The sequence below is a fragment of the Nonomuraea sp. NPDC051191 genome (assembly GCF_044455665.1).
GTDB lineage: Bacteria > Actinomycetota > Actinomycetes > Streptosporangiales > Streptosporangiaceae > Nonomuraea.
Genome location: NZ_JBITEZ010000002.1, coordinates 709,961 through 734,592, shown reverse-complemented (window position 1 = coordinate 734,592; position 24,632 = coordinate 709,961). Strand labels below are relative to the sequence as shown.

The following is a 24,632-nucleotide window of genomic DNA, read 5'->3' as shown; positions in this document are numbered from 1 at the left end:
GCGGCCCCTCAGCTGCCGGCGCCGCTCACCCGGTAGACGTCGAAGACGCCCTGGATGCTGCGGACGGCCTTGAGCACGTGGCCCAGGTGCTTCGGGTCGCCCATCTCGAAGGTGAACTTGCTGATCGCCACCCGGTCGCGCGAGGTCGTGACGGAGGCGCTGAGGATGTTGACGTGCTGGTCGGACAGGGTGCGCGTGACGTCGGACAGCAGCCGCGGCCGGTCGAGCGCCTCCACCTGGATGGCCACCAGGAACACGCTGTCGTCGCCCGGCGACCAGCTCACCTCGACCAGCCGGTCGGGCTGCTCCCTGAGCTGCTGGACGTTGGTGCAGTCGGCGCGGTGCACGGACACGCCGTGGCCGCGAGTGACGAAGCCCACGATCTCGTCGCCGGGCACCGGCGTGCAGCACTTGGACAGGCGCACCCACACGTCGGCGTCGCCCGCCACGACCACGCCCGCGCCGCCGCCGCGCGGACGGCCGCGCAGCCGGGTCGGCAGGGACGTCTCGGCGATGTCCTCCTCGGCGCTCTCCACGCCGCCGATCGAGGCCACGAGCTTCTGCACGACCGCCTGCGCGGCGATGTGCCCCTCCCCCACGGCCGCGTAGAGCGCCGACACGTCGGGGTAGCGCAGGTCGCGGGCGAGCGCCAGCAGCGCCTCGCCGGACATCAGGCGCTGCAGCGGCAGGCCCTGCTTGCGCATGGCGCGGCCGATGGCCTCCTTGCCCGCCTCGATCGCGGTCTCGCGGCGCTCCTTGGAGAACCACTGCCGGATCTTGTTGCGGGCCCGGCCGGACTTGACGAACTTCAGCCAGTCGCGCGACGGCCCGGCGTCGGGCGACTTGGAGGTGAAGATCTCGACCGTGTCGCCGTTGCCGAGCCGCGACTCCAGCGGCACCAGCCGCCCGTTGACGCGAGCGCCGATGCAGCGATGGCCGACCTCGGTGTGCACGGCGTAGGCGAAGTCGACCGGCGTGCCGCCCTCGGGCAGCGCGATGACCTGGCCCTTCGGGGTGAACACGTAGACCTCGGAGACCGACAGGTCGAACCGCAGCGACTCCAGGAACTCGCCCGGGTCGGAGGTCTCCTTCTGCCAGTCGAGGAGCTGGCGCAGCCAGGCCATGTCGCTGCCCGGCTTGACCTTGCCGGTCGGCCCCGGCGCGCCGACCTCCTCCTTGTACTTCCAGTGGGCGGCCACGCCGTACTCGGCCCTGTGGTGCATCGCGTGCGTGCGGATCTGCAGCTCGACCGGCTTGCCCTCCGGACCGATCACCGTGGTGTGCAGCGACTGGTACATGTTGAACTTGGGCATCGCGATGTAGTCCTTGAACCGGCCGGGGACCGGGTTCCAGCGCGCGTGGATCGTGCCCAGCGCCGCGTAGCAGTCGCGCACGCTGTCGACCAGGACCCGGATGCCCACCAGGTCGTAGATGTCGTCGAAGGCGACGTCGCGGGCGATCATCTTCTGGTAGACGGAGTAGTAGTGCTTGGGCCGGCCCTTGACCACCGCGCGGATCTTGGCCTCGCGCAGGTCGCCGGAGACCTTCTCGATGACCTCCTGGAGGAACAGGTCGCGCCGCGGCGCGCGCTCGGACACCATGCGCGCGATCTCGTCGTAGCGCTTGGGGTAGAGCATCGCGAACGCGAGGTCCTCCAGCTCCCACTTGATCGTGTTCATGCCCAGCCGGTGGGCCAGCGGCGCGAAGATCTCCAGCGTCTCGCGGGACTTCTGGTGACGCTTGTGCTCGGGCAGGTAGCGCATGGTGCGCATGTTGTGCAGCCGGTCGGCGAGCTTGATGATGAGCACGCGGATGTCGCGCGACATCGCCACGACCATCTTGCGCACGGTCTCGGCCTGCGCCGCGTCGCCGAACTTGACCTTGTCGAGCTTGGTGACGCCGTCGACCAGCGAGCCGATCGTGTCGCCGAAGTCGCCGCGCAGCTCGTCGAGGCTGTAGGCGGTGTCCTCGACGGTGTCGTGCAGCAGCGCGGCGCACAGCGTCTCGTCGTCGGTGCCCAGCTCGGCCAGGATCGTCGCCACGGCGAGCGGGTGGGTGATGTAGGGGTCGCCGGACTTCCGCTTCTGGTCGCGGTGGTGGTAGGCGGCCATGTCGTAGGCGCGCTCGATCAGGCGCAGATCGGCCTTGGGGTGGGTGGCCCGGACCGTGCGGAACAGCGGCTCCAGCACAGGATTCATGGCCCCACCCCCAAACCGCCGTCGACGCACCGCAGGAACGCCGGGCGCGTCGGCATTACCAGCGTCGGTTACGTCGGGCGCGACCACATCACGGGGCACTCAGACTCCTCACGTTCGAGTCCAGATCCCCCCAGTGTATCCAGGCTGGGAACCCGGACTCGCTCGGGCCGTCTCAGACGATCACCAGGGAGTGCAGGTCGACGGCCGGGAGACGCTCGCGCCCCTTGAGAAAAGCCAGCTCCATCAGCACCGCGATGCCGACGACGTGCGCGCCCGCCCGTTCGACGAGCTCGATGGTGGCCTTGGCGGTGCCGCCGGTGGCCAGCACGTCGTCGACGATGAGCACCCGGTCGCCGGGCTCGAATGCGTCGCGGTGCACCTCGATGGTGGCCGAGCCGTACTCCAGGTCGTAGGACTCCTCCAGCGTCGCGGCCGGCAGCTTGCCCTTCTTGCGCACCGGGACGAACCCGGCCGCCGCCCGGTAGGCCACCGGGGCCGCCAGGATGAAGCCCCTGGCCTCGATCCCGACAATCTTGTCCACCTGGGTGAGGCCGGCCAGCTCCTCCACCACGGCCGCCATCGCGACCGGGTCGGCGAGCAGCGGGGTGATGTCCTTGAAGAGCACGCCGGGCTTGGGATAGTCGGGGACGTCCCTGATCCGGTCCAGGATCAACTGGGTGAGCTCACTCATCGTGCTTCCATCGCCTTCCTCACGGGTGCCGCGCTCCATGATGGCCTACTCCGGGCCCTCCTCGGACCGCCCGCCGTCCGGGACGCCCCTGAGATGCCCTCAGCCGTCCGCCGGAGCCGGAGCCCCGCCAGGGGTGCCCCGCACCCTCCTGGAACGCCGCAGAGCGCCCCTGAACGCGACGACGCCCCCACCCTGAACGGATGGGGGCGCCGGACGAAGCCCGGGAACGGGGCTCAGCCCTTCGCTACCGCTGCGCTTTTGGAACCCTTCGCCCCCTTGCCGGTGGTGGAGGCGAGCCGGCGTGCGATGGCCTGGTACTTCGGCTCCCGCTCCTTGAGCGTCACCAGCATCGGCGTGGCCACGCACAGGGACGAGTACGTGCCGACGAGCATGCCGACGAACAGCGCCAGCGACAGGTCCTTCAGCGTGCCCGCGCCGAGCAGCGTGGTGCCGATGAACAGGATGGCCGCCACCGGCAGGATCGCGACCAGCGAGGTGTTCAGCGACCGGATCAGCGTGTGGTTGAGCGCGTTGTTGGCCGCCATCGAGTACGTCATCTTGGAGGTCGTGCCCAGCTTGGCCGTGACCTCCTTGATCATGTCGAACACGACGACCGCGTCGTAGAGCGAGTAACCGAGGATGGTCAGGAAGCCCAGCAGCGTCGCCGGCGTGACCTCGAAGCCCGACCAGGCGTAGACGCCGGCCGTGATGACGAGGTCGTGGATGAGCGCGACGATCGCCGACAGGGCCATCTTCGGCTCGAACGCCATCGACAGGTACAGGATGATCGCGAGCATGAAGACGCCCAGGCCGATCCAGGCCTTCTGGGAGACCTCACCGCCCCAGGAGGCGCCGATCGACTGGACGCTGACGTCCTTGACCGGGACCTTGTAGTCCTTGGCGATCGTGGTCTGCATCTGGTTGAGCGTCGACTCCGACAGGGTCTCGGTGGTGACCCGCCAGTTGTCGCGGGCCCGCTGCACGATCACCTGGTGGGCGCCCTGCGTGCGGAAGTCCTCGCGGACCTCCTCGACGGTGCCGGTGCTCGCCGGGAACGTGAAGACCGTTCCGCCCTTGAACTCCACGCCCAGGTTGAGCCCGTTGAACAGGATGCCGGCGAGGGAGACGAGCAGCAGCAGGCCGGACAGGCTGTACCAGAGCCTCCACTTGCCGACGAAGTCGACATCGATCTCGCCGCGGTAGAGGCGACGCCCCAGTCCCATCTCAGGCCTCCTGCGGAGTGGTCGTGCGGGCCGGCTCGGCGCTCATGCGCTCGGCGTCGAGACCGGACAGCGGGTGCCCCTTGGCGAAGAACTTCAGCCTCGCCAGCAGGGCGATGAACGGCTTGGTGAACAGGAACACCACCACGATGTCGATCAGCGTGGTCAGGCCCATCGCGAAGGCGAACCCGGCCACACCGCCCACCGCCAGGAAGTACAGCACGATGGCGGCGATGAACATGACGGCGTCGGCGATCAGGATCGTGCGCCGGGCACGGACCCAGGCCACCTCGACGGCCGCGCGAAGCGTCCGCCGACCTTCCTTCATCTCATCACGTATGCGTTCGAAGTACACGATGAAGGAGTCGGCGGTGATGCCGATCGAGACCACCAGGCCGATGATGTGCGGCAGGGAGAGCCGGAAACCGGCGTTGTGGCCGAGCACGACCACCGCCGTGTACGTCAGGATCGAGGCCACGACGAGGCTCAGCACCGCGACGAGGCCGAGGCCGCGGTAGTACAGCAGCGAGTAGACGACCACCAGGCCGAGGCCGATGATGCCCGCGATCAGGCCGCCTTCGAGCTGGTCGGCGCCGAGCGTCGAGGACACGGTGTCGATCGAGCTGCGCTGGAACTTCAGCGGGAGGGCGCCGTACTTGAGCTGGTCGGCCAGGTTGGTGGCGCTGACCTGGTCGAAGCCGCCGGTGATCTCGGCGCGGCCGCCGGGGATCGGGCTGATGATGTTGGGGGCCGTGATGACCACGCCGTCGAGGACGACCGCCACCTTGTTGCGCGGCTCCTGGGCGTTGTAGGCGGTGGTGGTGAGCTTGCTCCACTCGCCCGCGCCCTTGCTCTTGAAGTCGAGCTGGACGACCCACTCCACGGTGCCCTGGCGCACGCCCGCCGAGGCGGTGTCGATGTCGGTGCCGACGACCTTGGCGACGTCGAGGACGTACTTGAAGCTGCCGTCGGTCTCGCAGGCCGCGTACTGCTTGTTCGGGTCGTCCTGGACGCCCTGGCCCCGGTTCTTGGGGTCGGTGCAGTCGAGCTTGTGGAACTGCTGCAGCACGGCCGGGTCGATGCCCTCGGTGTTGATGCCGGCGTTCGGGTCCTGCTTCGGCGGCGTGGTGGGCGGCGTGCTCGGCGCCGGCGTCGGCGTGGCGTTCCTGCCCTTGGTGTTCTGCTTCTGGCCCGTCTGGTTCTGGGCCGTCTGGTCACGGCCGGTGCCGGTCGTGGCCGAGGGCGTGGCGCCCGGCGTGGGGGCGGTCAGCGCGGACGACAGCGCCTTGCCCGTCGGGGACGCGCTCGGCGTGCCCACCGACTGCCGGCCCGACGGCCTGGCGGTCGAGGACGGCTTGGCGGTCGAGGACGGCTGCGCCGACGGCGAGGCGCCCGGCGTGGGCGCCTCGGTGGTCAGGTTCTGCGGGACCTGCGTGGCCTCCATGGCGAGCACCTGGCGGAAGCGCAGCTCCGCCGTGGTGGCGACCAGCTTGATGGCCTCGCTCTGTCCGACGCCCGGAATGGAGATGATGATGTTGTCGCCGGACTTGGCGACCTCCGCGTCGGAGATGCCGGTGCCGTTGACCCGGTCGCGGATGATGTTGACCGCGCGGTCGAGGATCTCTTCAGGCGGAGACTGACCGGACTGGGTCACGGGTGACAGCGTCACCGTCGTTCCGCCGGCGAGGTCGAGTCCAAGCTTGGGCGTGAACGCCTTCTGCAGGAACATCGTCCCGCCCAGGGCGAGGATGAGCGCCAGCAGCACCAAGAGCGTGCGCCCTGGTCGGCTGTGGCGGCTGGTCGGTCGGGCCACTGGTCGTCGATTCTCTCAGATAGGGGTTTGTCGCAGAGCTTAGTCAGGACTGCTTGGTGCTGGAGTCCTGATCGCCGTTACGCTCCACGGTCGCGTCGGACTCCTTGGTGTCACCGTCGGCGACATCGGTCTCGGCGACCGGCTCGTCGGTCACCACCGGGGCGTCACCGGGCTGGACCACACGGCCGATGGCGGCCTTGACCCAGCGCGTCTCGATGCCGGGCGCGACCTCGAGCACAACGTCCTCGTTGTCCACCGCGACCACCGTGGCGAACAGGCCCGTCGTGGTCATGACGCGGGCGCCCGGGGCCAAGGAGTTCTGCATCTGCTGCGCTTCCTGCTGGCGCTTGCGCTGCGGACGGATCAGCAGGAAGTAGAACACCACCACCAGAAGGATCAGCGGCAGGATGCTTCCGAGTTGTCCCATGTCCATAGGGGCGACCTTCCATAGTCGTTCAAGAATTTGACACCGGCCTCGCGCCGGAAATTCCGTTGCGTAGCTCTCGGGCCGCGCCGCTCAGCCCGTCAGCCTACACAGCCAGCCAAGCCACGGAGTGTAGGCGCTTGTTATGAAACGCGGCAACGAGGCAGCGATTCGGCGCGCGGGGAAGTTCCCGATTTGAAATGGTTGCAACCGTTTCGTGATCACGGTGAAACGGCGGCTCCGAACGCGTCCGGCGGTGGTGTCATACCCATATGTGTCCAGGCGGAAGCGGTCGCGACCCGGCCGCGCGGGGTCCTGGCCAGCAGCCCTTGGCGGACGAGGAAAGGCTCGGCGACCACTTCGACGGTCTCGGGCTCCTCCCCCACGGCCACGGCGAGCGTGGAGAGGCCGACGGGACCGCCGCCGAACTTGCGCAGCAGCACTCCGAGAACCGCCCGGTCGAGCCGGTCGAGCCCTTCGGCGTCGACTTCGTAAAGGTTGAGTGCGGCCGAGGCGATGTCCCGGTCGATCATCCCGTCCGCGCGCACGTCGGCGAAGTCGCGGACGCGGCGCAGCAGCCGGTTGGCGATGCGGGGCGTGCCGCGCGAGCGCCGGGCGATCTCGTGGGCGCCCTCCTCGGGCAGGACGACGCCGAGCAGCCGCGCCGACCGTTCGAGCACCTGCTCCAGCTCGCCGACGTCGTAGAAGTCCATGTGGGCGGTGAACCCGAACCGGTCGCGCAGCGGCGCCGGCAGCAGCCCGGCCCGCGTGGTGGCGCCGACCAGCGTGAACGGCGCGATGTCGAGCGGGATCGCGGTCGCGCCCGGCCCCTTGCCCACGACGATGTCGACCCGGAAGTCCTCCATGGCCAGGTAGAGCATCTCCTCGGCGGGCCTGGCCATGCGGTGGATCTCGTCGATGAACAGCACCTCGCCCTCCGTCAGCGTGGACAGGATGGCCGCGAGGTCGCCGGCCCGTTCGAGGGCGGGGCCGGAGGTGATGCGGAGCGGCATGTTGAGCTCGGCCGCGATGATCATGGCGAGCGTGGTCTTGCCGAGGCCCGGCGACCCGCTCATCAGCACGTGGTCGGGCGGGCGCTGCCGTCGCATCGCGCTCTCCAGCACCAGGGAGAGCTGCTCGCGCACCCGGCCCTGGCCGATGAACTCGCCCAGCCGCTTGGGCCGCAGCGCCGCCTCGATCTGCAGCTCGTCGCCGCCGGCGTCGGCGGAGACCAGCTCGCGCTCATAGTCCATGGCCACCGCTCCTCTCCGCGCGCCGGGACGTCGTCACGGACCTCATGATCATCTTACGCTGAGAGATCGTAGCGCCGCCTTCAGCAGCGCGGCGACCTGCGGCTGGCGCCCGGCCGCCAGGTCGGCCTCGGCCTCGGGCGCGACCCCGGCCACGGCCTCGTCGGCGTCTTTACCCGAGTAGCCGAGCCCCACCAGGCCGGAGTGCACCTGCTCGCGCCACAGGGCGGCGCGCCGGTCGCCGCCGATGGCCGCGTTGACGGCCTCCTCGGGGGTGCCGAGCCGGTCCTTCAGCTCCAGCACGATGCGCTGGGCGCCCTTCTGCCCGATGCCCGGCACCCGCGTGAGCGCCTTGAGGTCGGCGGCGGCCACGGCCATCCGCAGGGCGTTGGGCGTGTGCACGGCGAGCATCGACAGCGCCAGCTTGGGGCCGACGCCGCTGGCGGTCTGCAGCATCTCGAAGACGGCGCGCTCGTCGTCGCTGGCGAAGCCGTAGAGGGTCAGCGACTCCTCGCGCACCACCAGCGACGTGGCCAGCCTGGCCTGCTCGCCCACGCGCAGCGTGGCCAGAGTGCCGGGGGTGCAGTGGGTGAGCATGCCGACGCCCCCCACCTCGATCACGGCTCCGTCGGGTGCGACCGACGCCACCCTGCCCGCCACCGACGCGATCACGACTCGGTCTTCCTTTCCACGAAACGGCCGGCCCGCACGGGTCAGCGCCCCTTGCCGGCGCGGGCCATGGCCTCGGCCAGCCGATGCTGGGCGCCGCCGCGCCAGATGTGGCAGATGGCCAGGGCCAGGGCGTCGGCGGCGTCGGCCGGCTTGGGCATCTCGGCCAGCCGCAGCAGCCGGGTGATCATCGTGCCGACCTGCTTCTTGTCGGCCGTGCCGCTGCCGGTGACGGCGGCCTTGACCTCGGAGGGCGTGTGCAGCGCGACGGGCAGCCCCCGCCGGGCCGCGCACAGCACGGCGATGCCGGCCGCCTGCGCGGTGCCCATGACCGTGCGGACGTTGTGCTGGCTGAAGACGCGCTCCACGGCCACGGCGTCGGGACGGATCTCGTCGAGCCACCGCTCGATGCCGGCCTCGATGCCGACCAGCCGCGTGCCGAGCTCCTCGTCGGCGCCCGTGCGCACGACCCCGACGGCCACCAGCGACAGCGGCGCGCCCGGCCGCCCCTCGACCGCGCCCAGGCCGCACCGGGTCAGCCCCGGATCGACGCCCATCACCCGCACCGGCTTGCCTCCCGCGCCGCCGAACATCTGTTCGGCACGAGACTCTACCCCGGCTGAGCTGGCCGCGCACCGTGAATCGCCCGCCGCGAACGGCGGGCGGGCCCGTCAGAAGTAGTCGAGCATGTACGGCTTGGCGGCGAAGGCCGTGTCGAGCAGCTCGTCGTGGCGGTCGTCGCCGGACATGAGGCCGGTCCTGCGCAGCGTCGCGGTGGGGACGCCGGCGTACAGGGCGGAGAAGCCGCCCGCGCTCAGCGCCGCTCCCCCGCCGGCCGCCGGGGTGGCCGTTCCTGAGCCGCCGGAGAACTCCAGCCGGAAGGAGCCGCCGCCGCGCAGCGGGTCGTCCACGGAGACCACGGCTTCGCCGGTGACGGCGGCGGGGAAGCCCCGGCGTTCGACGGCGGCGGCCACGTCCAGCACCCTGAACATCCACCGCACCTGCGTGACGTGGTCGGTGGAGCGCTCGCCCAGGAGCCACAGCACCGGGTCGTCGGGGGCGACCGGCGCGGTGACCTTGCGGGCGATGGAGGACGAGCTGCCCACCATCGACCACAGCGCCCTGCTCGTCTCCTCCGACCCGGCGACGAGGTTCTCGACGTGCATGTCGTCGCCGTTCCAGCGGTAGACGAGGTAGCCGTCGTGGGCCAGGTAGAGGAAGTCGTCCTCGTTGGACAGCCAGATGCGCCAGGCGCGCTCGTCCCAGGCGACGGGGCCGCTGGAGCGGGCGGCGGCGTGCGTGCGGTGGAGCAGGGAGACGACCTCGGCGGCGTCGTCGGGGCCCATCCTGCGCAGCTTGACCTCGCCGGACGGCCTGATGCGGCGCAGCGACTCGGCGGGCAGCGTGATCATGTGCCGGGCGCCGGCGTGCTCGTAGCCGAGCGAGCGGTAGATCGGCGTGGTGGCGGGGTAGAGCGCCGAGACGGCGTCGCCGTGGGCGGCGGCGCGTTCGATGACGGCGCGCATGATGGCGGTGCCGACGCCGTGGCCGCGGTCCTCCGGGTTGACGGTGACCCCCGCGATGCCGGCCATGGGCTGCGGACGGCCGTACCACCATTGGGTGAAGCCGCGCAGCCGGGCCGAGGCGGCGAGCCTGCCGCCCTCGAACGCGCCCAGGTAGCGGCCCTCGCCGAGCGTGGACGTCACAGTGTGACGCCACCGTTCGACGTCCGCGGCGGAGATCGGGCCGAAAGAACGTTTACGCAGGTCGAGAACGTCGTCGAGGTCGTCGGGGGTGAGATCGCGAATTTCCACAACCCCTCAACCTACGGGGTGGTACGGGCAGGTCGCGAACCGTTGACGCTGATGGCGAGCCTGTCGAGATACAGGAGCTGGGCGGCCACGACGGCGGCCAGCGCGACCGCGACGACGACCGGCGGGGTGCTCGCGCCGACGTCGGGGGCGCCGTGGTAGCCGCCGAGCCGGGCCAGCTGGGCGACGGGCACGGTGAACAGCTCCGGGGTCTGGGCCACCAGCAGCGGCCACAGCGCGTCCTGGGCGTTGACCAGCGTGACCGCCCCGGCCAGCACGCCCGCCATGGGCAGGGACGGCAGCAGGACGCCGCCGAAGAAGTCCCTGTCGTTCCGCTCGGCCAGGCCCTTGCACAGCAGGGTCAGCACCAGCAGCGCCGGGACGCTGACCAGCAGCGGGGGGAAGAGCGCGAAGAAGGTGTCCACGAGGCCCAGGTTGCGCATGTTCTGCCAGTCGGCGACGCCGAGCGGGCCCGTGCCGACGAACAGCCAGGGGGCGAACGCGAGCAGCAGCCACTCGCTGCGCGCGCCCAGGGGACGCAGGCCGCCGATGCCGAGGGCGGCCAGGTAGGCGACACCGACCGACACCAGCGCGCCGGCCACGGCGGGGACCCAGGTGTTGGCCTGCGCGCGCAGACCGCCGACGTCGGCGCCGGCGTCGCCGCCCGCCAGGACGCCGGAGATCCACGGCCAGGCGCAGACGATCCCGGCGGCCACCACGAGCACCAGCGCGACGACGCCGGTGACCACGCCCGCCGTCCCCGGCCGGGCGGGGAACGCTCCATCCCGACCGGGTCCGGGCCGGGCGGCGGTCGCGGGCCTCGGCAGGACGGTGACCCGCAGCCGGGTGGCCGCGGCGACGACGACGGCGACGACGCCGAGCCCGCCGAGAAGCACCCCTGTCAGGGCCGCGACGGCCGCACCAGGGCCGAACTGGGCCATCCGGAAGGCGTAGTCGTACTGGAGGCCCGCGAGGGTCTGTGTGGCGCGCTCAGGGCCTCCACGGGTGAGCGTCATGCCGATCGAGAACGCCTGCGTCCCCACCGCGACGGTCGCCAGCGCCACCAGCACCGCCACGACGAGCGTGGCGGGTCCGGCGGTGCCGCCGCGCAGCGCGGGCAGGAACGCCGTCAGCGCCAGCGCGCACACCACCCCGAACGTGGCGGCCACGACGACGATCCGCAGCGTCCCGGGTGCCGTGGCGGGGTCGCGCAGGCCCTCGGCCAGCGAGGCGATGCCCGGGCCGTCGGGCAGCGTCCCGCGCAGCCAGGCCGCCGCCACGCCGACCGGGGAGAACGTCACGATCGCCAGCGACAGCACGACCAGGCCCGCCCGCCTGGCCAGGGAGCCGCCCCGGTCGAGCGCCAGCGCGAGCAGCGGCCCCACCACCACGGCCACCAGCAGCGGCCCGGCGGTCAGCGAGAGCGTGAAGCCCAGGGCCCGCCAGAAGTCCTCGCCGCCCAGCACCTTGCCGTAGTTGTCCAGGCCCACGAACCTGCTCTCCTGCAGCACGCCGCCGCTGTGCAGACTGAGCACGATCGTCTGGACCGTCGGAAGGACCAGCGTGATCAGGGCGCCGAGCAGCGCGGGGACGGCCAGCAGCCAGCCCAGGGCGCGGTAGGACGCCGGGGGCCGGACGGCCGGGGACGCCGGGACAGGGGTCGGTGGGATGGGGGAACTCACGTCGCCCGACCCTAGCCGCGCAGGGGCGCGGACGCACGCGTAAAGGGCGAGTGGGCCCTTGGTGTCGAACACCCCCGGCTCCGGCGAACACCACGCAAGCCGACCTTGGCCAGGTCTTTGAGCAGGACACGGCCCGGAGAACGACCGAGGGCCCGGGGGGACGCCCCGGGCCCTCGGTCGTGCGCCGGTCAGTCGAGAGCGGCGAGGACGTCGTCGGAGACGTCGAAGTTGGCGTAGACGTTCTGGACGTCGTCGCTGTCCTCCAGCGCGTCGATCAGGCGGAACACCTTCTTGGCGCCCTCCTCGTCGAGCGGCACGCTCATCGTCGGCAGGAAGCTCGACTCGGCCGAGTCGTAGTCGATGCCGGACTCCTGCAGCGCCTTGCGGACCGGCACGAGGTCGCCGGCCTCGGAGACGACCTCGAAGGAGTCGCCCATGTCGTTGACCTCTTCGGCGCCCGCGTCGAGCACGGCCATCAGGACGGTGTCCTCGTCGAGCCCGTTCTTGGGCACGATCACGACGCCCTTGCGGTTGAACATGTACGACACCGAGCCCGGGTCGGCCAGCGAGCCGCCATTGCGGGTCAGGGCGACCCGGACCTCGGAGGCGGCGCGGTTGCGGTTGTCGGTGAGGCACTCGATGAGCACCGCGACGCCACCGGGCGCGTAGCCCTCGTACATGATGGTCTGCCAGTCGGCGCCACCGGCCTCCAGGCCGCCGCCACGCTTGCGCGCCCGCTCGATGTTGTCGTTGGGCACGGAGTTCTTCTTCGCCTTGAAGATGGCGTCGAAGAGGGTGGGGTTGGCGTCCGGGTCAGGGCCACCGGTCCGTGCCGCCACCTCGATGTTCTTGATGAGCTTCGCGAACAGCTTGCCGCGCTTGGCGTCGAGCGCGGCCTTCTTGTGCTTCGTCGTCGCCCATTTGGAGTGGCCGGACATTACCTAGAGCTCCCTCACCATGTCTACGAAGTAACGGTGCACGCGCGTGTCCCCGGTCAGCTCGGGGTGGAACGACGTCGCGAGCAACGGCCCTTGACGGACCGCGACGATCCTATCCCCAGGCTCGGCCGTGCCCAGCACCTGAACGTCGGCGCCGACCGATTCCACCCACGGAGCACGGATGAAGACAGCGTGTACGCGTTCGCCGGCGAAGTCCAGGTCCGACTCGAACGAGTCCACCTGGCGGCCGAAGGCGTTCCGCCTGACCACCATGTCGATGCCGCCGACGGTCTGCTGGCCCTCGATGCCGTCCTGGATGCGATCGGCCAGCATGATCATGCCGGCGCAGGAGCCGTAGGCGGGCAGGCCCTCCTTGATCCGCATCCGCAGCGGCTCCAGCATGTCGAAGGTGTCGGCCAGCTTCCACATGGTGGTCGACTCGCCGCCGGGGATCACCAGGCCGTCGACCGCGTCGAGCTCGGCCGGACGACGTACGGCGACGGCCGACGCGCCGGACTCCTGGAGCATGCGCGCATGCTCGCGCACGTCCCCTTGGAGAGCGAGTACACCGATCGTGGGCACAGCGATCCTTCCGTTAAGGTCCGGTTTCCGACAATTCAACACCAAGATGGCCCGGCATCTTCCTCTCAGAGCACTCTGGCGTAAAGCGGGCTCAGGCGGCGGCCTGGACGACGTCCACGCGGGCCAGGGCGCTCAGGTGGTGGCGCCGGGCGTACAGGAAGGCCATGCCGATCGCGCAGCAGGCGGCGCCGACGGCGTACGGGACGGCGATGCCGACCTCCTCGCCCAGCTTGGTCGCGATGAACGGCGCCAGCGCGCCGCCCATCCAGCGGACGAAGTTGTACCCGGCCGAGGCGACGGGCCTGGGGGCGTCGGAGACCTCCATGGCCGACTCGGTGAAGACGGTGTTGTTCAGCCCGATCGGGATGCCGGACAGGACGGTGAACACGATGATCCCGGCGTGCGCCCCGGCCGTCGCCGACACCGCGATGCCGGCCTGGAAGACCACGAGCAGGCCCAGGGCCAGGTGCAGCACGTTCACCGAGCCGATCGCCCGCTGCAGCGGCGGCGCGCCGAACACCGAGGCCAGCGCCACGCAGACGCCCCAGCCGAAGAACACCGCGCCGATGCCGTACGGCGACATGTTCAGGATGAACGGGGTGAAGGCGAGGATCGTGAAGAAGGCGAAGTTGTAGAACAGCGCGGTGAAGGCGGTCGTGGACAGGCCGCCGTGGGCCAGGGCCCTGATGGGGGCGCTGAGCTTGGTCTTGACCGCGGGCCTCGGCCCCGATCTGAGCAGGGTGGCGATCAGCACGAAGCCGACGGCCATCAGCGTGGCGGTGCCGAAGAAGGGCGCGCGCCAGTTCCAGTCGCCGAGCAGCGCCCCGGCCAGCGGTCCGGCGGAGATGCCGAGGCCGAGCGCGGCCTCGTACAGGATGATGGCCGACTCCGCGCCGCCGCTGGCCGCGCCGACGATGACGGCCAGCGCGGTGGCCACGAACAGAGCGTTGCCGAGGCCCCAGCCGGCACGGAAGCCGACGAGCTCGGCGACGCTGCCGGAGGTCCCGGCCAGCGCGGCGAACAGCACGACCAGGGCCAGCCCGGCCAGCAGCGTGCGCTTGCCGCCGATGCGGCTGGAGACCCAGCCGGTGATCAGCATGGCCACGGCGGTGACCAGGAAGTAGCTGGTGAACAGCAGGGACACCTGGCTGGGCGTGGCGTGCAGCCCTTGGGCGATGGAGGGCAGGATGGGGTCGACGAGGCCGATGCCCATGAAGGCCACGACCGCGGCGAACGCGGTGGCCCAGACGGACGTCGGCTGGCGCAGGATTCCGCCGCCGGTTTGCATGTTGTCCCCTTACTGGGTGGTTCTGTCGATGCCGAGCTTGGCCAGGACGGGCAGGGCCGCGGCGAGCACGTCGCGCTCGTCGTCGGTGAGGGCGGCCAGGTCGTGGGCGAGGCGGGCGATCCTGGCCCGGCGCACGGCGTGCAGGCGGTCGCGGCCCTCGCCGGTGAGCTCGACGGTCCTGACACGGGCGTCGGCCGGGTCGGAGCCGCGCGCCACCAGGCCGGCGTACTCCAGCCGGTTGATCTGCACGGTCATGGTCGGGAGCTGGACGGCGTGCTCCTCGGCCAGCTCGGTCATCCGGCGCGGGCCGTGTTCCAGCGAGCCGAGCACGGCGTACTGCTGGGTGGTGACGGGCTGGCCGGCGCTGGAGCGCCGCAGCAGCAGGACCAGGTGGCGCAGCACCTTGGAGACCTGCTCGGCCATCTGGGTGGGATCGTCCCTCATGCTTAGCCCAACTAACTTAGCCTGGCTAATATTCCGGGAAAAAGAAGAGGCGGCGCCCCCCAACCGGGGGACGCCGCCTGCCCAGGGCTACGGGCGCTCGGTCTCCAGCCGGACGGTGTCCTCCACCGTCACCTGCTTCCTGGCCCCGATCGCCGGGTCGAGCGGCCGCAGGTACGTCTGCCGCACCCCCGGCACCCGGTCCTCCACCACGAACGTCGCCCGCGTGTACGCCTCTGCCCCAGGCTCGTGCACCTGCGGCACGACCTTGAAGTCAGCCGTGAGCAGGTCGCGCTCCATCTTCGTCAGCACGTAACCGCGCTGGTTGTTGTAGAACTTCAGGTGCGGGTTGATCTTCAGGTACGGATGCGTCGCGGGGTCGGAGTCCGCGCCGTCGCCGCCGGTGGTGATGGAGGTGGCCACGAGCTCGGAGCCCACGGTGGGCCCGGTCGGGTCGTCGTAGTCGAGCTTCAGGTCGCTGGCCCAGTGGGCGTGCACGTCGCCGGTCAGCACCACCGCGTTGCGGACCCGGGCGTCCACCCAGCCCTGGGTGATGCGCTGCCGGGAGGCGACGTAGCCGTCCCAGGCGTCCATCGAGGTGATCTTGGCGGGGCCGGCGTTGTTGTCGCGCTGGGCGAAGAACACCTGCTGGCCCAGGATGTCCCACTGGGCGCGCGAGCGGTGGAAGCCGTCGATCAACCACTGTTCCTGCGCGGCGCCGGTGATCGAGCGCGCCGGGTCCACGGCGGCCGGGCAGTCGCGGTAGCCGTCGCCGCAGCCCTGGTCGTCGCGGTACTGGCGGGTGTCCATCATGTGGAACGTGGCCAGGCTGCCCCACCGGATCCGCCGGTAGAGCTGCATGTCGATGCCGCGCGGGATCGAGGTGCGGCGCAGCGGCATGTTCTCGTAGTAGGCGCGGAAGGCGGCGGCGCGCCTGGCCAGGAAGTCGGGCTGCGGCACCTCGGGCTTCTCGGGCACCTCGTCGGCCCAGTTGTTGTCCAGCTCGTGGTCGTCCCACACGACCAGCCAGGGCGCGGCGGCGTGCGCGGCCTGCAGGTCGGGGTCGGCCTTGTACTGGGCGTGGCGCTGGCGGTAGCCGGCCAGGGTCTCGGTCTCGGGGCCCTCGTGGTCGCGGATGTTGCCGCCGGGGATGGTGTAGGTGTCCTTGGTGTACTCGTACTGGTAGTCGCCCAGGTGCAGGACCAGGTCCGGGTGGTCCTCGGCCAGCCTGCGGTAGGAGGTGAACCAGCCGTGCTCGAACTGGGCGCAGGAGACGAAGGCCATCGAGAGCGCGCCGCCGTAGGACAGGGGGTGCGGGGCCGTGCGCGCCCGTCCCATGGGCGAGACGTACGGGCCGACGCGGAAGCGGTACCAGTACTCCCGGTCCGAGCTCAGCCGGTCGACCTCGACGTGCACGCTGTGCCCCCACTCCGGCGCGGCGACACTCACCCCCGAGCGGACGACGCGCCGCCCGCGCTCGTCGGCGTAGACCTGCCACTGCACGGTGAACGGACGCTGCGGCATGCCGCCGAAGCCGTCCTCGGCCAGCGGGTTCTGCGCCAGCCTGGTCCACAGCACGAACCCCTCGTGGTCGGGGTCGCCGCAGGCCACGCCGAGGGTGAACGGGTCGGTGGACAGTCCGCGTGCGGCCAGTGCCTGTGCGTTCTCTGCGGCGGGCTCGGGCTCGGCGCTCGCCGCCGTGGCGGGGAGCGCGGCGGCGGCGCCCGCCGCCAGCCCGGTGACGAGGAAATGCCGGCGGTTCAGCTTGGACACAGTGCGCTCCTCGGGACGATCAAGGGTGAGGGACGCCCGTAGCCTGACTGAGGTTCATGACAGATCGGTGAACCAGGGACAACACGAAAGAGGCGACATTCTTCGCGAATGCCGCCTCTTACGAAGCTTTTCATCGTCACACGACGATCATGGACCCACGACGGGCCGCCGACCTGCGACGACGCGCCGGTTCACCAGCCGCGCTCGGCCAGACGGTGAGGCTGCGGGATCTCGTCGACGTTGATGCCGACCATGGCCTCGCCGAGACCGCGCGAGACCTTGGCGACGACGTCGGCGTCGTCGTAGAACGTGGTGGCCTTGACGATGGCCGCGGCGCGCTTGGCCGGGTCGCCCGACTTGAAGATGCCCGAGCCGACGAACACGCCCTCGGCGCCGAGCTGCATCATCATGGCGGCGTCGGCCGGGGTGGCGATGCCGCCCGCGGTGAACAGCACGACCGGCAGCTTGCCGCTCCGCGCGACCTCGGCGACCAGCTCGTAGGGGGCCTGCAGCTCCTTGGCGGCCACGTAGAGCTCGTCCTCGGGCAGCGTGGTGAGGCGCTTGATCTCGGCGCGGATCGTGCGCATGTGGGTGACGGCGTTGGAGACGTCGCCGGTGCCGGCCTCGCCCTTGGAGCGGATCATGGCCGCGCCCTCGGTGATGCGGCGCAGGGCCTCGCCCAGGTTCGTGGCGCCACAGACGAAGGGCACGGTGAACTGCCACTTGTCGATGTGGTTGGCGTAGTCGGCCGGGGTGAGCACCTCGGACTCGTCGACGTAGTCGACGCCGAGCGACTGCAGGACCTTCGCCTCGACGAAGTGGCCGATGCGGGCCTTGGCCATGACGGGGATCGACACCGCGGCGATGATGCCGTCGATCATGTCGGGGTCGCTCATCCGGGACACGCCGCCCTGCGCGCGGATGTCGGCGGGCACGCGCTCAAGGGCCATGACGGCGACGGCGCCGGCATCCTCAGCGATCTTGGCCTGCTCGGCGGTGACGACGTCCATGATGACGCCACCCTTGAGCATCTCGGCCATGCCGCGCTTGACGCGGGCCGTTCCGGTGACGGGGGTGCTTTCAGGCGTGCTGGACAACGGTCTTCCTCACGGGCTCTCAGGGCGGACGGTAAGTTATCAAACCCATCGTAGGTCCTGAAGGACCCCTCCCCCGACATGCCACGATGTCAGGATTTATCACTCAAGTTGTACAGAAAGGTCATCAAGGAGTGACGGGCTTGCGGCTGGCGAGCGCGATCCAGACCTGGCCGGGGGCGAAGTTCATCGGCTCACCGCTCCCAGTCGTGAACGTCGTGCCGGTCTCCTCCGATTCCCGCTCCCAGTTGGCCGTGAAAGCTTTACCGTCGCGCAGCACGACGGCCTTGCCCTTGCCGGTGGTGTGCACGAGCGGGGTGTAGCTCTGGTGGAAGTCGTGGAACTCCGAGCGCTCGGTCTTGGTGTACTGCACGACGATCGTGGGCGCGCCGAGCTGGCCTCCCTCGGCCGCCATGTCCTTCTTGCCGTCCTGCCAGATCAGCCACTGCTTCTTGGCCTCCGACCAGGCGAAGGTGAAGCGCGCCGCGGGCCACCTGACCGTGTACGACTTCTTGTCCACACCGCCCTCGGCGGGCGCGTCGCCGAAGGTGAAGCCGATGTCCTTGGCCTCACTGGCCTTGGGCGCGCCGGACAGCAGCTTCTTGGTGTTGGCGAACAGGTTGTAGGGGGCGTAGCGGCCCGGCTGGCGGAAGTAGGCGCCGGGGTTGCGGGTGTCGCCCACGTCGTACAGCGGGGCCTTGGCTATGTACGGCAACATCTTGGTCTGCGCGCCGGAGTAGGCGAAGGCGGGCTTGCCGTACTGCGGGACGAGGTGCAGGTCGGAGATGCGGGCGCTGCGCACCGGGCCCACCTTGGCCGGGATCTTCGAGGAGAAGATCGCCATGAGCCGGGTCAGGCCGGCCTCGACCTGCTCGACGTAGACGACGTCGGCGCTCTTGAGCCCGAGCTGAGGCTTGCCCGCGGAGGTGTTCTCGATCTTCACCGCGAGCACCGGCTTGAGCTCCTCGTACGGCTGCCCGGTGAACGGATGCCCCTCGACCTTCTCGGTGGGCTCCTCGGAAGGGCTGGTCGTCGCCGCCGCCTCCGGTGCCTTGCCGGAAGCGGGCTCGTCGGACGAGCAGGCCGCGACGGGCCCCAGCACGGCCGCCCCTGCCAGAGTCACCGAGATCATCCGGGATAGCCGCACGTGCAACAACTCCTCGCCTTTGCCCAGAAATCGGGAGAAGCTTACCGGCCTCTCCACATTTGGTCATTCGGGCGACATGGTTGCCGGCGGATTGTCATCGATCTCGAAGAATTCGGGGAACTCGGTGTGGCCGGCCAGCCGCAGCGTCCTGGCCAGCCAGCGGCGCTGCGCCGTACGGGTGACGCCGACCGCGTTGTTGTAGAAGCGGCGCGAGTAGACGACCTTGGCCACCGCCGCGTCGAGCTCCTCCAGCAGGTCGCCGCCGCCGGGCGCCTCGGCCAGCTTCTCCCTGAACCGCTCCTGGTCCACCGCGGCCCGCAGCGCCCGCGACAGGTCGCTCTCGGCGTGCTCGCGCTCCTCGGGCCCGGCGATCCTGGCCTCGTGGGCGGCGGCGGCCAGCACCAGCGAGGTCGCGGGGTCGAGCAGCCGCGAGCCGGCCAGTTCGAGCACCACGGCCCGGCGCCGCATGAGCGCCGCGTCCAGTGCCTCGCGGGCCAGTTCGAGCCGGATGTGCAGGCGGTCGAGCCGGCCCGCGCGCCAGGAGATGTAGACGGCCGTGAGCACGACGACGATGCCCACGATCAGGACGATCATGGTGGATGTCACAGTAGGTCCCTAGAAGAGCTCTCGGGGGGCGGTCACAGGTCCTCCTCCACCCGGCCCGCGCCGCTGGTGGTCACCGTCTCGTAGACGCGCACCACGTCGCGGGCCACCGTGGACCAGTCGTACTTCCTGACCGCCACCAGCGCCTCGGCGGCCAGCTTGGCGCGCCGCTCGGGGGCGTCGAGCAGCGCGGCGGCCTCGCGGGCCAGCGAGGAGGCGTCGCCGTTGGCGAACAGCGCCCCGGCCTGCCCCTCGCCCAGCACCTTGCGGAAGGCCGGGATGTCGCTGGCCAGCACCGTCGCCCCCGAGGCCATGGCCTCGGCCAGCACGATGCCGAAGCTCTCGCCCCTGGTGTTGGGCGCGCAGAACACGTCGACCGAGTGGTAGGCGCGGATCTTGTCGGCCTCGCTCACCATGCCGAGCACGGTCACCCGCTCGTGGAAGGGCTTGGGCACCTTGTCGTAGACGTCCTTGGCGTCGCCGGGGCCGGCGATGAGCAGCTTCAGGCCGGGACGCTCGGCGGCCAGGGCGTTGAAGGCGTCGAGCAGGATCGGCAGGCCCTTGCGCTCTTCGTCCATGCGGCCGAGGAAGCCGATCGTGGCGCCGTCGGGGCCCCACCCGGGCAGCGGCTCGGCCTCGGTGTAGCGGGCCACGGTCACCCCGTTGGGGATCAGCACGGTGTCGCCGCCGAACTGCTCGACCAGGCTCTTGCGGGCCGCGTCGGAGACCGCGATGCGGCCGCTCAGCTTCTCCAGCGCGCTGCGCAGCAGCGGCTCGGCCACCGCGATGGCCCGCGAGCGGCTGAAGGAGGCGTGGAAGGTGGCCACGATCGGCCCCCTGGCCGCCCAGCAGGCCAGCACGCCCAGGCTCGGGATCAGCGGCTCGTGGATGTGCAGCACGTCGAAGTCGCCCGTACGCACCCAGCGCCGCACCCGCGCGGCCGACAGGAACCCGAACGACATCCGCGCCACCGACCCGTTGTACGGCACCGGCACCGCCCGGCCGGCCCCCGTGACGTACGGGGGCAGCTCGTCGTCGTCGGCGGCGGGCGCGATCACCGATACCTCGTGCCCCTGCGCCATCAGCGCCTGGGCCAGGTCGTCGATGTGCTGCTTGACGCCGCCGGGCATGTCCCAGGAGTAGGGGCAGACGATGCCGACCTTCATCTCGGCAGGTCCTCCAGCCAGAGCCGCTGCAACATGTGCCAGTCCTCCGGGTGCTCGGCGATGCCCTTCTCGAAGACGTCCGTCATGGCCTGGGCGACGGCGGCCACCTTCTGCTGCCGGGTGCCCTCGGCGGGCACCGGGATCTCCTCGTGGATGTGGATGCCCCAGTCGTCGCCCACGAAGTAGACGGTGGCCGGCAGGAGCGCGGCGCCGGTCTGCACGGCCAGCAGCGGCGGCCCGGCGGGCACCTTGGTGGTGGCGCCGAAGAAGCGCACCTCGATGCCGCTCTTGGTCAGGTCGCGCTCGGCGGGCAGGCAGACCACGCCGCCCTTGCGCACGCGGCCGGCGAGGGTGCCGAAGTTGTGGCCGTCGCCGCCGGTGAGCGGCAGCACCTCCATGCCGAGCCCCTCGCGGAAGGCGACGTAGCGGCGGAACAGCGACTCGGGCCGCAGCCGCTCGGCGACCGTGGTGAACGGGTGGCCGACGCCGACCAGCCAGGCGCCCGCCGCGTCCCAGTTGCCCATGTGCGGCAGGGCCAGCACCACGCCCCGGCCCGCGGCCAGGGTGTCGTGGATGTGCTCGGCCCCGATGACGTGCGTGCGCCGGACGACCTCGGCCCGCGGGATCGCGGGCAGGCGGAAGACCTCGTGGAAGTAGCGGAAGTAGGAACGCATGCCGGCCCTGCTCAGCTCGCGCAGCTCGGCGCTGCCGGCGTCGATGCCGGTGACCCTGGCCAGGTTGGACTCCAGGCGGCGCACGGACTTGCCGCGTCTGCGCCACACCCGGTCGGCCAGGAGGCGGAAGACCGCCGCCGTGGGACGCTGGGGCAGCAGCGGGACCAGCTTCCAGCCCGCCGCGAAGCCCGCTGCCACGATGCGGTCGCCGATGGACGCCTTCTCGCTCATCGCTCCCTCGTCTGCCGGTGGACGTGCACGACCCGCTGCACGACGGTGATGGTGGAGGCCGCCGCCAGCAGCCACATGCCGAGCGGCAGCACGTACGGCACCCCGACGCCCGAGAAGAAGGTCGCGACCAGGGCCACGACCAGCCGTTCCGGGCGCTCGGCCAGCCCCACGTCCGCCGTGAGCCCGAGGCCCTCGGCCCTGGCCTTGGCGTAGGAGACCAGGGAGCCGGCGACGAGGCAGGCCAGCGTCACGCCGGCCATCAGCGTGTCGCCCCCGGCGACGAAATACAGGATCAGGCCGGCGAAGATGGCGGCGTCGGCCACCCGGTCGAGCGTGGAGTCGAGGAAGGCGCCCCAGACGGTGCCGCCCTTGCCGCCGAGCCGGGCCACGACGCCGTCGAGCAGGTCGAACAGCACGAAGACGGTGATGAGCAGCGCCCCCCAGGCCAGGTGGCCCGTCGGGAACAGGAGCAGGGCGGAGATCACCGTGCCGAGGGTGCCGATCGCCGTGACGGCGTTCGGGCCGATCCCGCGGCCGACGAGAGCCCTGCCCAGCGGGGTGAGTATCCGGGTCATGGCCGGTCGCAGGAGTTTGAGCATCGCGGTCCGATCGTAGGCCATCACGTGAGCGGCCACTTTCTTTGCCCCACACCCCTTGTGATATTCGCCACAGGGGTATTTGGTGAACACACCGCGTCCATGCGGTTTCTGACACCCTCCGCGCGGGCGCGGCGTTGGATGCACACCGACGACGCGGGAGGCGAAGTGGCGGATAGGAACTCTGGCGGGGCCATGGGAGCCGCGGGCAGGGCACCCACGGCCGACAGGGCGGATGCCATACGCAATGTCGTGCTGGTCGGCCACTCGGGAGCGGGCAAGACCACCCTGGTCGAGCAGCTGCTCGCGGCGACGGGCACCGTCCAGCGGCCGGGCCGGGTGGAGGACGGCAACACGGTCAGCGACTTCGACGAGGTCGAGGTGCGCCAGCAGCGGTCGGTCAACCTGGCGCTGGCGCCGCTCGTGCACAACGGCATCAAGATCAACCTGCTGGACACCCCGGGTTACGCCGACTTCGTGGGCGACCTGCGCGCCGGGCTGCGCGCCGCCGACGCCGCCCTGTTCGTCGTGTCGGCCTCCGAGGGGATCGACGGGCTCACCCGGATGCTCTGGGAGGAGTGCGCCCAGGTCGGCATGCCCAGGGCGGTGGTGATCACCAAGATCGACCACCAGCGCGCCGACTTCGACGACGTGCTGACCACCTGCCAGGACGTCTTCGGCGACGGCGTCGCCCCGCTGTACCTGCCGGTGATCACCAACGGGCACGTCAACGGCCTGATCGGGCTGCTGTCGCAGAAGTTCTACAACTACGCGACCGGCACCCGCACCGAGAAGGAGCCCGGCGCCGAGTACGAGGCCCAGATCGAGGAACGGCGCGGCGACCTGATCGAGGGCATCATCCAGGAGAGCGAGGACGAGTCGCTCATGGACCGCTACCTGGCGGGCGAGCCCATCGACACCAAGGTCCTGGTCGACGACCTGGAGAAGGCGGTCGCGCGCGGCAGCTTCTTCCCGGTGTTGTGCAGCGGCCTCGGCGACGGCCACGCGGTGGGCATGACGGAGCTGCTGGAGCTGGTGACCCAGGGCTTCCCCTCGCCGCTGGAACACCCGATGCCCGAGATCACCGACCTGTCCGGCAAGCCGGTCGGCGGCATCGCGTGCGACCCCGACGGCCCGCTCGTGGCCGAGGTCGTCAAGACCACCAGCGACCCGTACGTGGGCCGCATCAGCCTCGTCCGCGTCTTCTCCGGCACGCTCCGCCCCGACATGACCGTGCACGTCTCCGGCCACGGCCTGGCCGACCGCGGGCACGAGGACCACGACGTGGACGAGCGCATCGGCACGCTGACCAGCCCGCTCGGCAAGGCCCAACGCCCGGCGGCCAAGGGCTCGGCCGGCGACATCGTGGCCGTGGCCAAGCTGTCGCGCGCCGAGACCGGCGACACCCTGTCGGAGGTGGACCGGCCGCTGCTGATGACGTCGTGGCAGATGCCCGACCCGCTGCTGCCGGTGGCCATCAGGGCCAGGTCGAAGGCCGACGAGGACAAGCTCGCCCAGGCGCTCGGCCGGCTCGTGGCCGAGGACCCGACGCTGCGGCTGGAGAACAACGCCGAGACCAGGCAGCTCGTGCTGTGGTGCATGGGCGAGGCGCACACCGACGTGCTGCTCGACCGCCTGGCCAACCGTCACGGCGTCGAGGTCGAGCGGATCGAGCTGCGGGTGCCGCTGCGCGAGACGTTCGGCGGCAGGTGCCAGGCGATGGGCCGCAACGTCAAGCAGACCGGCGGCCACGGCCAGTACGCGATCTGCCACCTGGAGGTCGAGCCCCTGCCCTCGGGCGGCGGGTTCGAGTTCGTGGACAAGATCGTGGGCGGGGTGGTTCCCCGGCAGTTCATCCCGTCGGTGGAGAAGGGCGTGCGGGCCCAGATGGAGCGCGGCGTGGTCGCCGGCTACCCGATGGTGGACGTGCGCGTCACGCTCTACGACGGCAAGGCGCACTCCGTCGACTCCTCCGACATGGCCTTCCAGATCGCCGGGCAGCTGGCGCTGAAGGAGGCGGCCTCGAAGGTCTCAACCCTGCTCCTGGAGCCGGTGGACGAGCTGTCGGTGCTGGTGGCCGACGACTACGTGGGCTCGGTGATGTCCGACCTGTCCTCCCGGCGCGGACGCGTGCTCGGCACCGAGCCGGTGGGCACCGGGCGCACGCTGGTCAAGGCCGAGGTGCCCGAGCTGGAGATCACCCGGTACGCCATCGACCTGCGCTCGATGTCGCACGGCACCGGGACGTTCACACGCACGTTCCTGCGCTACGAGCCGCTGCCGCCGAACCTGGCGAGCAAGGTGGCGGCGGCCACAGAGTGAGCGACGGGTGAGCGACGGG

At 70.9% G+C, this 24,632-nt stretch carries 22 protein-coding genes; 1 reads left to right on the top strand and 21 read right to left on the bottom strand.

Annotation, left to right across the window (positions count from 1 at the left end; all coding sequences use genetic code 11):
- Positions 1 to 8 precede the first annotated feature (8 nt).
- The 21 genes from ACIA8R_RS08065 to pgsA form a co-directional block, all read right to left on the bottom strand.
- Positions 9 to 2,198, bottom strand: coding sequence for a bifunctional (p)ppGpp synthetase/guanosine-3',5'-bis(diphosphate) 3'-pyrophosphohydrolase (locus tag ACIA8R_RS08065; RefSeq protein WP_357703285.1), 2,190 nt, complete (start codon positions 2,196 to 2,198; stop codon positions 9 to 11).
- A 172-nt stretch (positions 2,199 to 2,370) separates the two neighbouring features.
- Positions 2,371 to 2,889 (bottom strand): adenine phosphoribosyltransferase, encoded by a 519-nt coding sequence (locus ACIA8R_RS08060; RefSeq protein ID WP_357703283.1) that lies wholly within the window; start codon positions 2,887 to 2,889, stop codon positions 2,371 to 2,373.
- 233 nt (positions 2,890 to 3,122) lie between these two features.
- Entirely contained in the window at positions 3,123 to 4,112 is a 990-nt protein-coding gene (gene secF / locus ACIA8R_RS08055) for a protein translocase subunit SecF (RefSeq protein WP_357703281.1), read from the bottom strand.
- A gap of 1 nt (position 4,113) precedes the next feature.
- Complete coding sequence (gene secD / locus ACIA8R_RS08050) at positions 4,114 to 5,838, bottom strand: protein translocase subunit SecD (RefSeq protein ID WP_397037348.1); 1,725 nt, start codon at positions 5,836 to 5,838, stop codon at positions 4,114 to 4,116.
- A gap of 127 nt (positions 5,839 to 5,965) precedes the next feature.
- Positions 5,966 to 6,355 carry a preprotein translocase subunit YajC gene (gene yajC, locus ACIA8R_RS08045; protein WP_397037243.1) on the bottom strand — a complete coding sequence of 130 codons (390 nt, stop codon included), beginning with the start codon at positions 6,353 to 6,355 and terminating at the stop codon, positions 5,966 to 5,968.
- 212 nt (positions 6,356 to 6,567) lie between these two features.
- Positions 6,568 to 7,599 carry a Holliday junction branch migration DNA helicase RuvB gene (gene ruvB, locus ACIA8R_RS08040; protein ID WP_357703277.1) on the bottom strand — a complete coding sequence of 344 codons (1,032 nt, stop codon included), beginning with the start codon at positions 7,597 to 7,599 and terminating at the stop codon, positions 6,568 to 6,570.
- 48 nt (positions 7,600 to 7,647) lie between these two features.
- Positions 7,648 to 8,268, bottom strand: coding sequence for a Holliday junction branch migration protein RuvA (ruvA, locus tag ACIA8R_RS08035; RefSeq protein WP_357703275.1), 621 nt, complete (start codon positions 8,266 to 8,268; stop codon positions 7,648 to 7,650).
- 41 nt (positions 8,269 to 8,309) lie between these two features.
- A complete protein-coding gene (ruvC, locus tag ACIA8R_RS08030) occupies positions 8,310 to 8,831 on the bottom strand; it encodes a crossover junction endodeoxyribonuclease RuvC (protein WP_357703420.1) in 522 nt (173 codons plus the stop codon).
- A 105-nt stretch (positions 8,832 to 8,936) separates the two neighbouring features.
- On the bottom strand, positions 8,937 to 10,079 hold the full coding sequence (gene eis / locus ACIA8R_RS08025) for a GNAT family N-acetyltransferase (RefSeq protein ID WP_364097422.1): 1,143 nt from the start codon (positions 10,077 to 10,079) through the stop codon (positions 8,937 to 8,939).
- Positions 10,080 to 10,090: 11 nt separating this feature from the next.
- Positions 10,091 to 11,758: a sugar ABC transporter permease gene (locus ACIA8R_RS08020; RefSeq protein WP_364097425.1), complete on the bottom strand. Its 1,668-nt coding sequence runs from the start codon at positions 11,756 to 11,758 to the stop codon at positions 10,091 to 10,093.
- 188 nt (positions 11,759 to 11,946) lie between these two features.
- Complete coding sequence (locus ACIA8R_RS08015) at positions 11,947 to 12,696, bottom strand: YebC/PmpR family DNA-binding transcriptional regulator (RefSeq protein ID WP_357703269.1); 750 nt, start codon at positions 12,694 to 12,696, stop codon at positions 11,947 to 11,949.
- A gap of 3 nt (positions 12,697 to 12,699) precedes the next feature.
- Positions 12,700 to 13,278 carry a pyridoxal 5'-phosphate synthase glutaminase subunit PdxT gene (gene pdxT, locus ACIA8R_RS08010; protein ID WP_357703267.1) on the bottom strand — a complete coding sequence of 193 codons (579 nt, stop codon included), beginning with the start codon at positions 13,276 to 13,278 and terminating at the stop codon, positions 12,700 to 12,702.
- Positions 13,279 to 13,369: 91 nt separating this feature from the next.
- Entirely contained in the window at positions 13,370 to 14,566 is a 1,197-nt protein-coding gene (locus ACIA8R_RS08005) for an MFS transporter (RefSeq protein ID WP_364097428.1), read from the bottom strand.
- Between the two features lie 9 nt (positions 14,567 to 14,575).
- Positions 14,576 to 15,010, bottom strand: coding sequence for a MarR family transcriptional regulator (locus ACIA8R_RS08000; RefSeq protein WP_357703263.1), 435 nt, complete (start codon positions 15,008 to 15,010; stop codon positions 14,576 to 14,578).
- 87 nt (positions 15,011 to 15,097) lie between these two features.
- Positions 15,098 to 16,780: an alkaline phosphatase D family protein gene (locus ACIA8R_RS07995; RefSeq protein WP_364097434.1), complete on the bottom strand. Its 1,683-nt coding sequence runs from the start codon at positions 16,778 to 16,780 to the stop codon at positions 15,098 to 15,100.
- 191 nt (positions 16,781 to 16,971) lie between these two features.
- Complete coding sequence (pdxS, locus tag ACIA8R_RS07990) at positions 16,972 to 17,877, bottom strand: pyridoxal 5'-phosphate synthase lyase subunit PdxS (protein ID WP_357703260.1); 906 nt, start codon at positions 17,875 to 17,877, stop codon at positions 16,972 to 16,974.
- 124 nt (positions 17,878 to 18,001) lie between these two features.
- Entirely contained in the window at positions 18,002 to 19,021 is a 1,020-nt protein-coding gene (locus ACIA8R_RS07985) for a DUF3048 domain-containing protein (RefSeq protein ID WP_397037238.1), read from the bottom strand.
- A gap of 63 nt (positions 19,022 to 19,084) precedes the next feature.
- Positions 19,085 to 19,615 (bottom strand): hypothetical protein, encoded by a 531-nt coding sequence (locus tag ACIA8R_RS07980; RefSeq protein ID WP_397037236.1) that lies wholly within the window; start codon positions 19,613 to 19,615, stop codon positions 19,085 to 19,087.
- Positions 19,616 to 19,659: 44 nt separating this feature from the next.
- Positions 19,660 to 20,790, bottom strand: a complete 1,131-nt coding sequence (locus tag ACIA8R_RS07975; protein WP_364097440.1) for a glycosyltransferase family 4 protein — start codon at positions 20,788 to 20,790, stop codon at positions 19,660 to 19,662.
- Positions 20,787 to 21,695: a phosphatidylinositol mannoside acyltransferase gene (locus tag ACIA8R_RS07970; protein ID WP_357703252.1), complete on the bottom strand. Its 909-nt coding sequence runs from the start codon at positions 21,693 to 21,695 to the stop codon at positions 20,787 to 20,789. Before ACIA8R_RS07970 ends, ACIA8R_RS07975 begins: the two co-directional genes overlap by 4 nt.
- Positions 21,692 to 22,315 carry a phosphatidylinositol phosphate synthase gene (gene pgsA, locus ACIA8R_RS07965; protein WP_357703418.1) on the bottom strand — a complete coding sequence of 208 codons (624 nt, stop codon included), beginning with the start codon at positions 22,313 to 22,315 and terminating at the stop codon, positions 21,692 to 21,694. Before pgsA ends, ACIA8R_RS07970 begins: the two co-directional genes overlap by 4 nt.
- 171 nt (positions 22,316 to 22,486) lie before the next feature.
- On the opposite strand from pgsA, the gene ACIA8R_RS07960 reads away from it, so the two are divergent.
- Positions 22,487 to 24,613, top strand: a complete 2,127-nt coding sequence (locus tag ACIA8R_RS07960) for an elongation factor G-like protein EF-G2 (protein WP_397037234.1) — start codon at positions 22,487 to 22,489, stop codon at positions 24,611 to 24,613.
- The last annotated feature ends 19 nt before the right edge of the window (positions 24,614 to 24,632 follow it).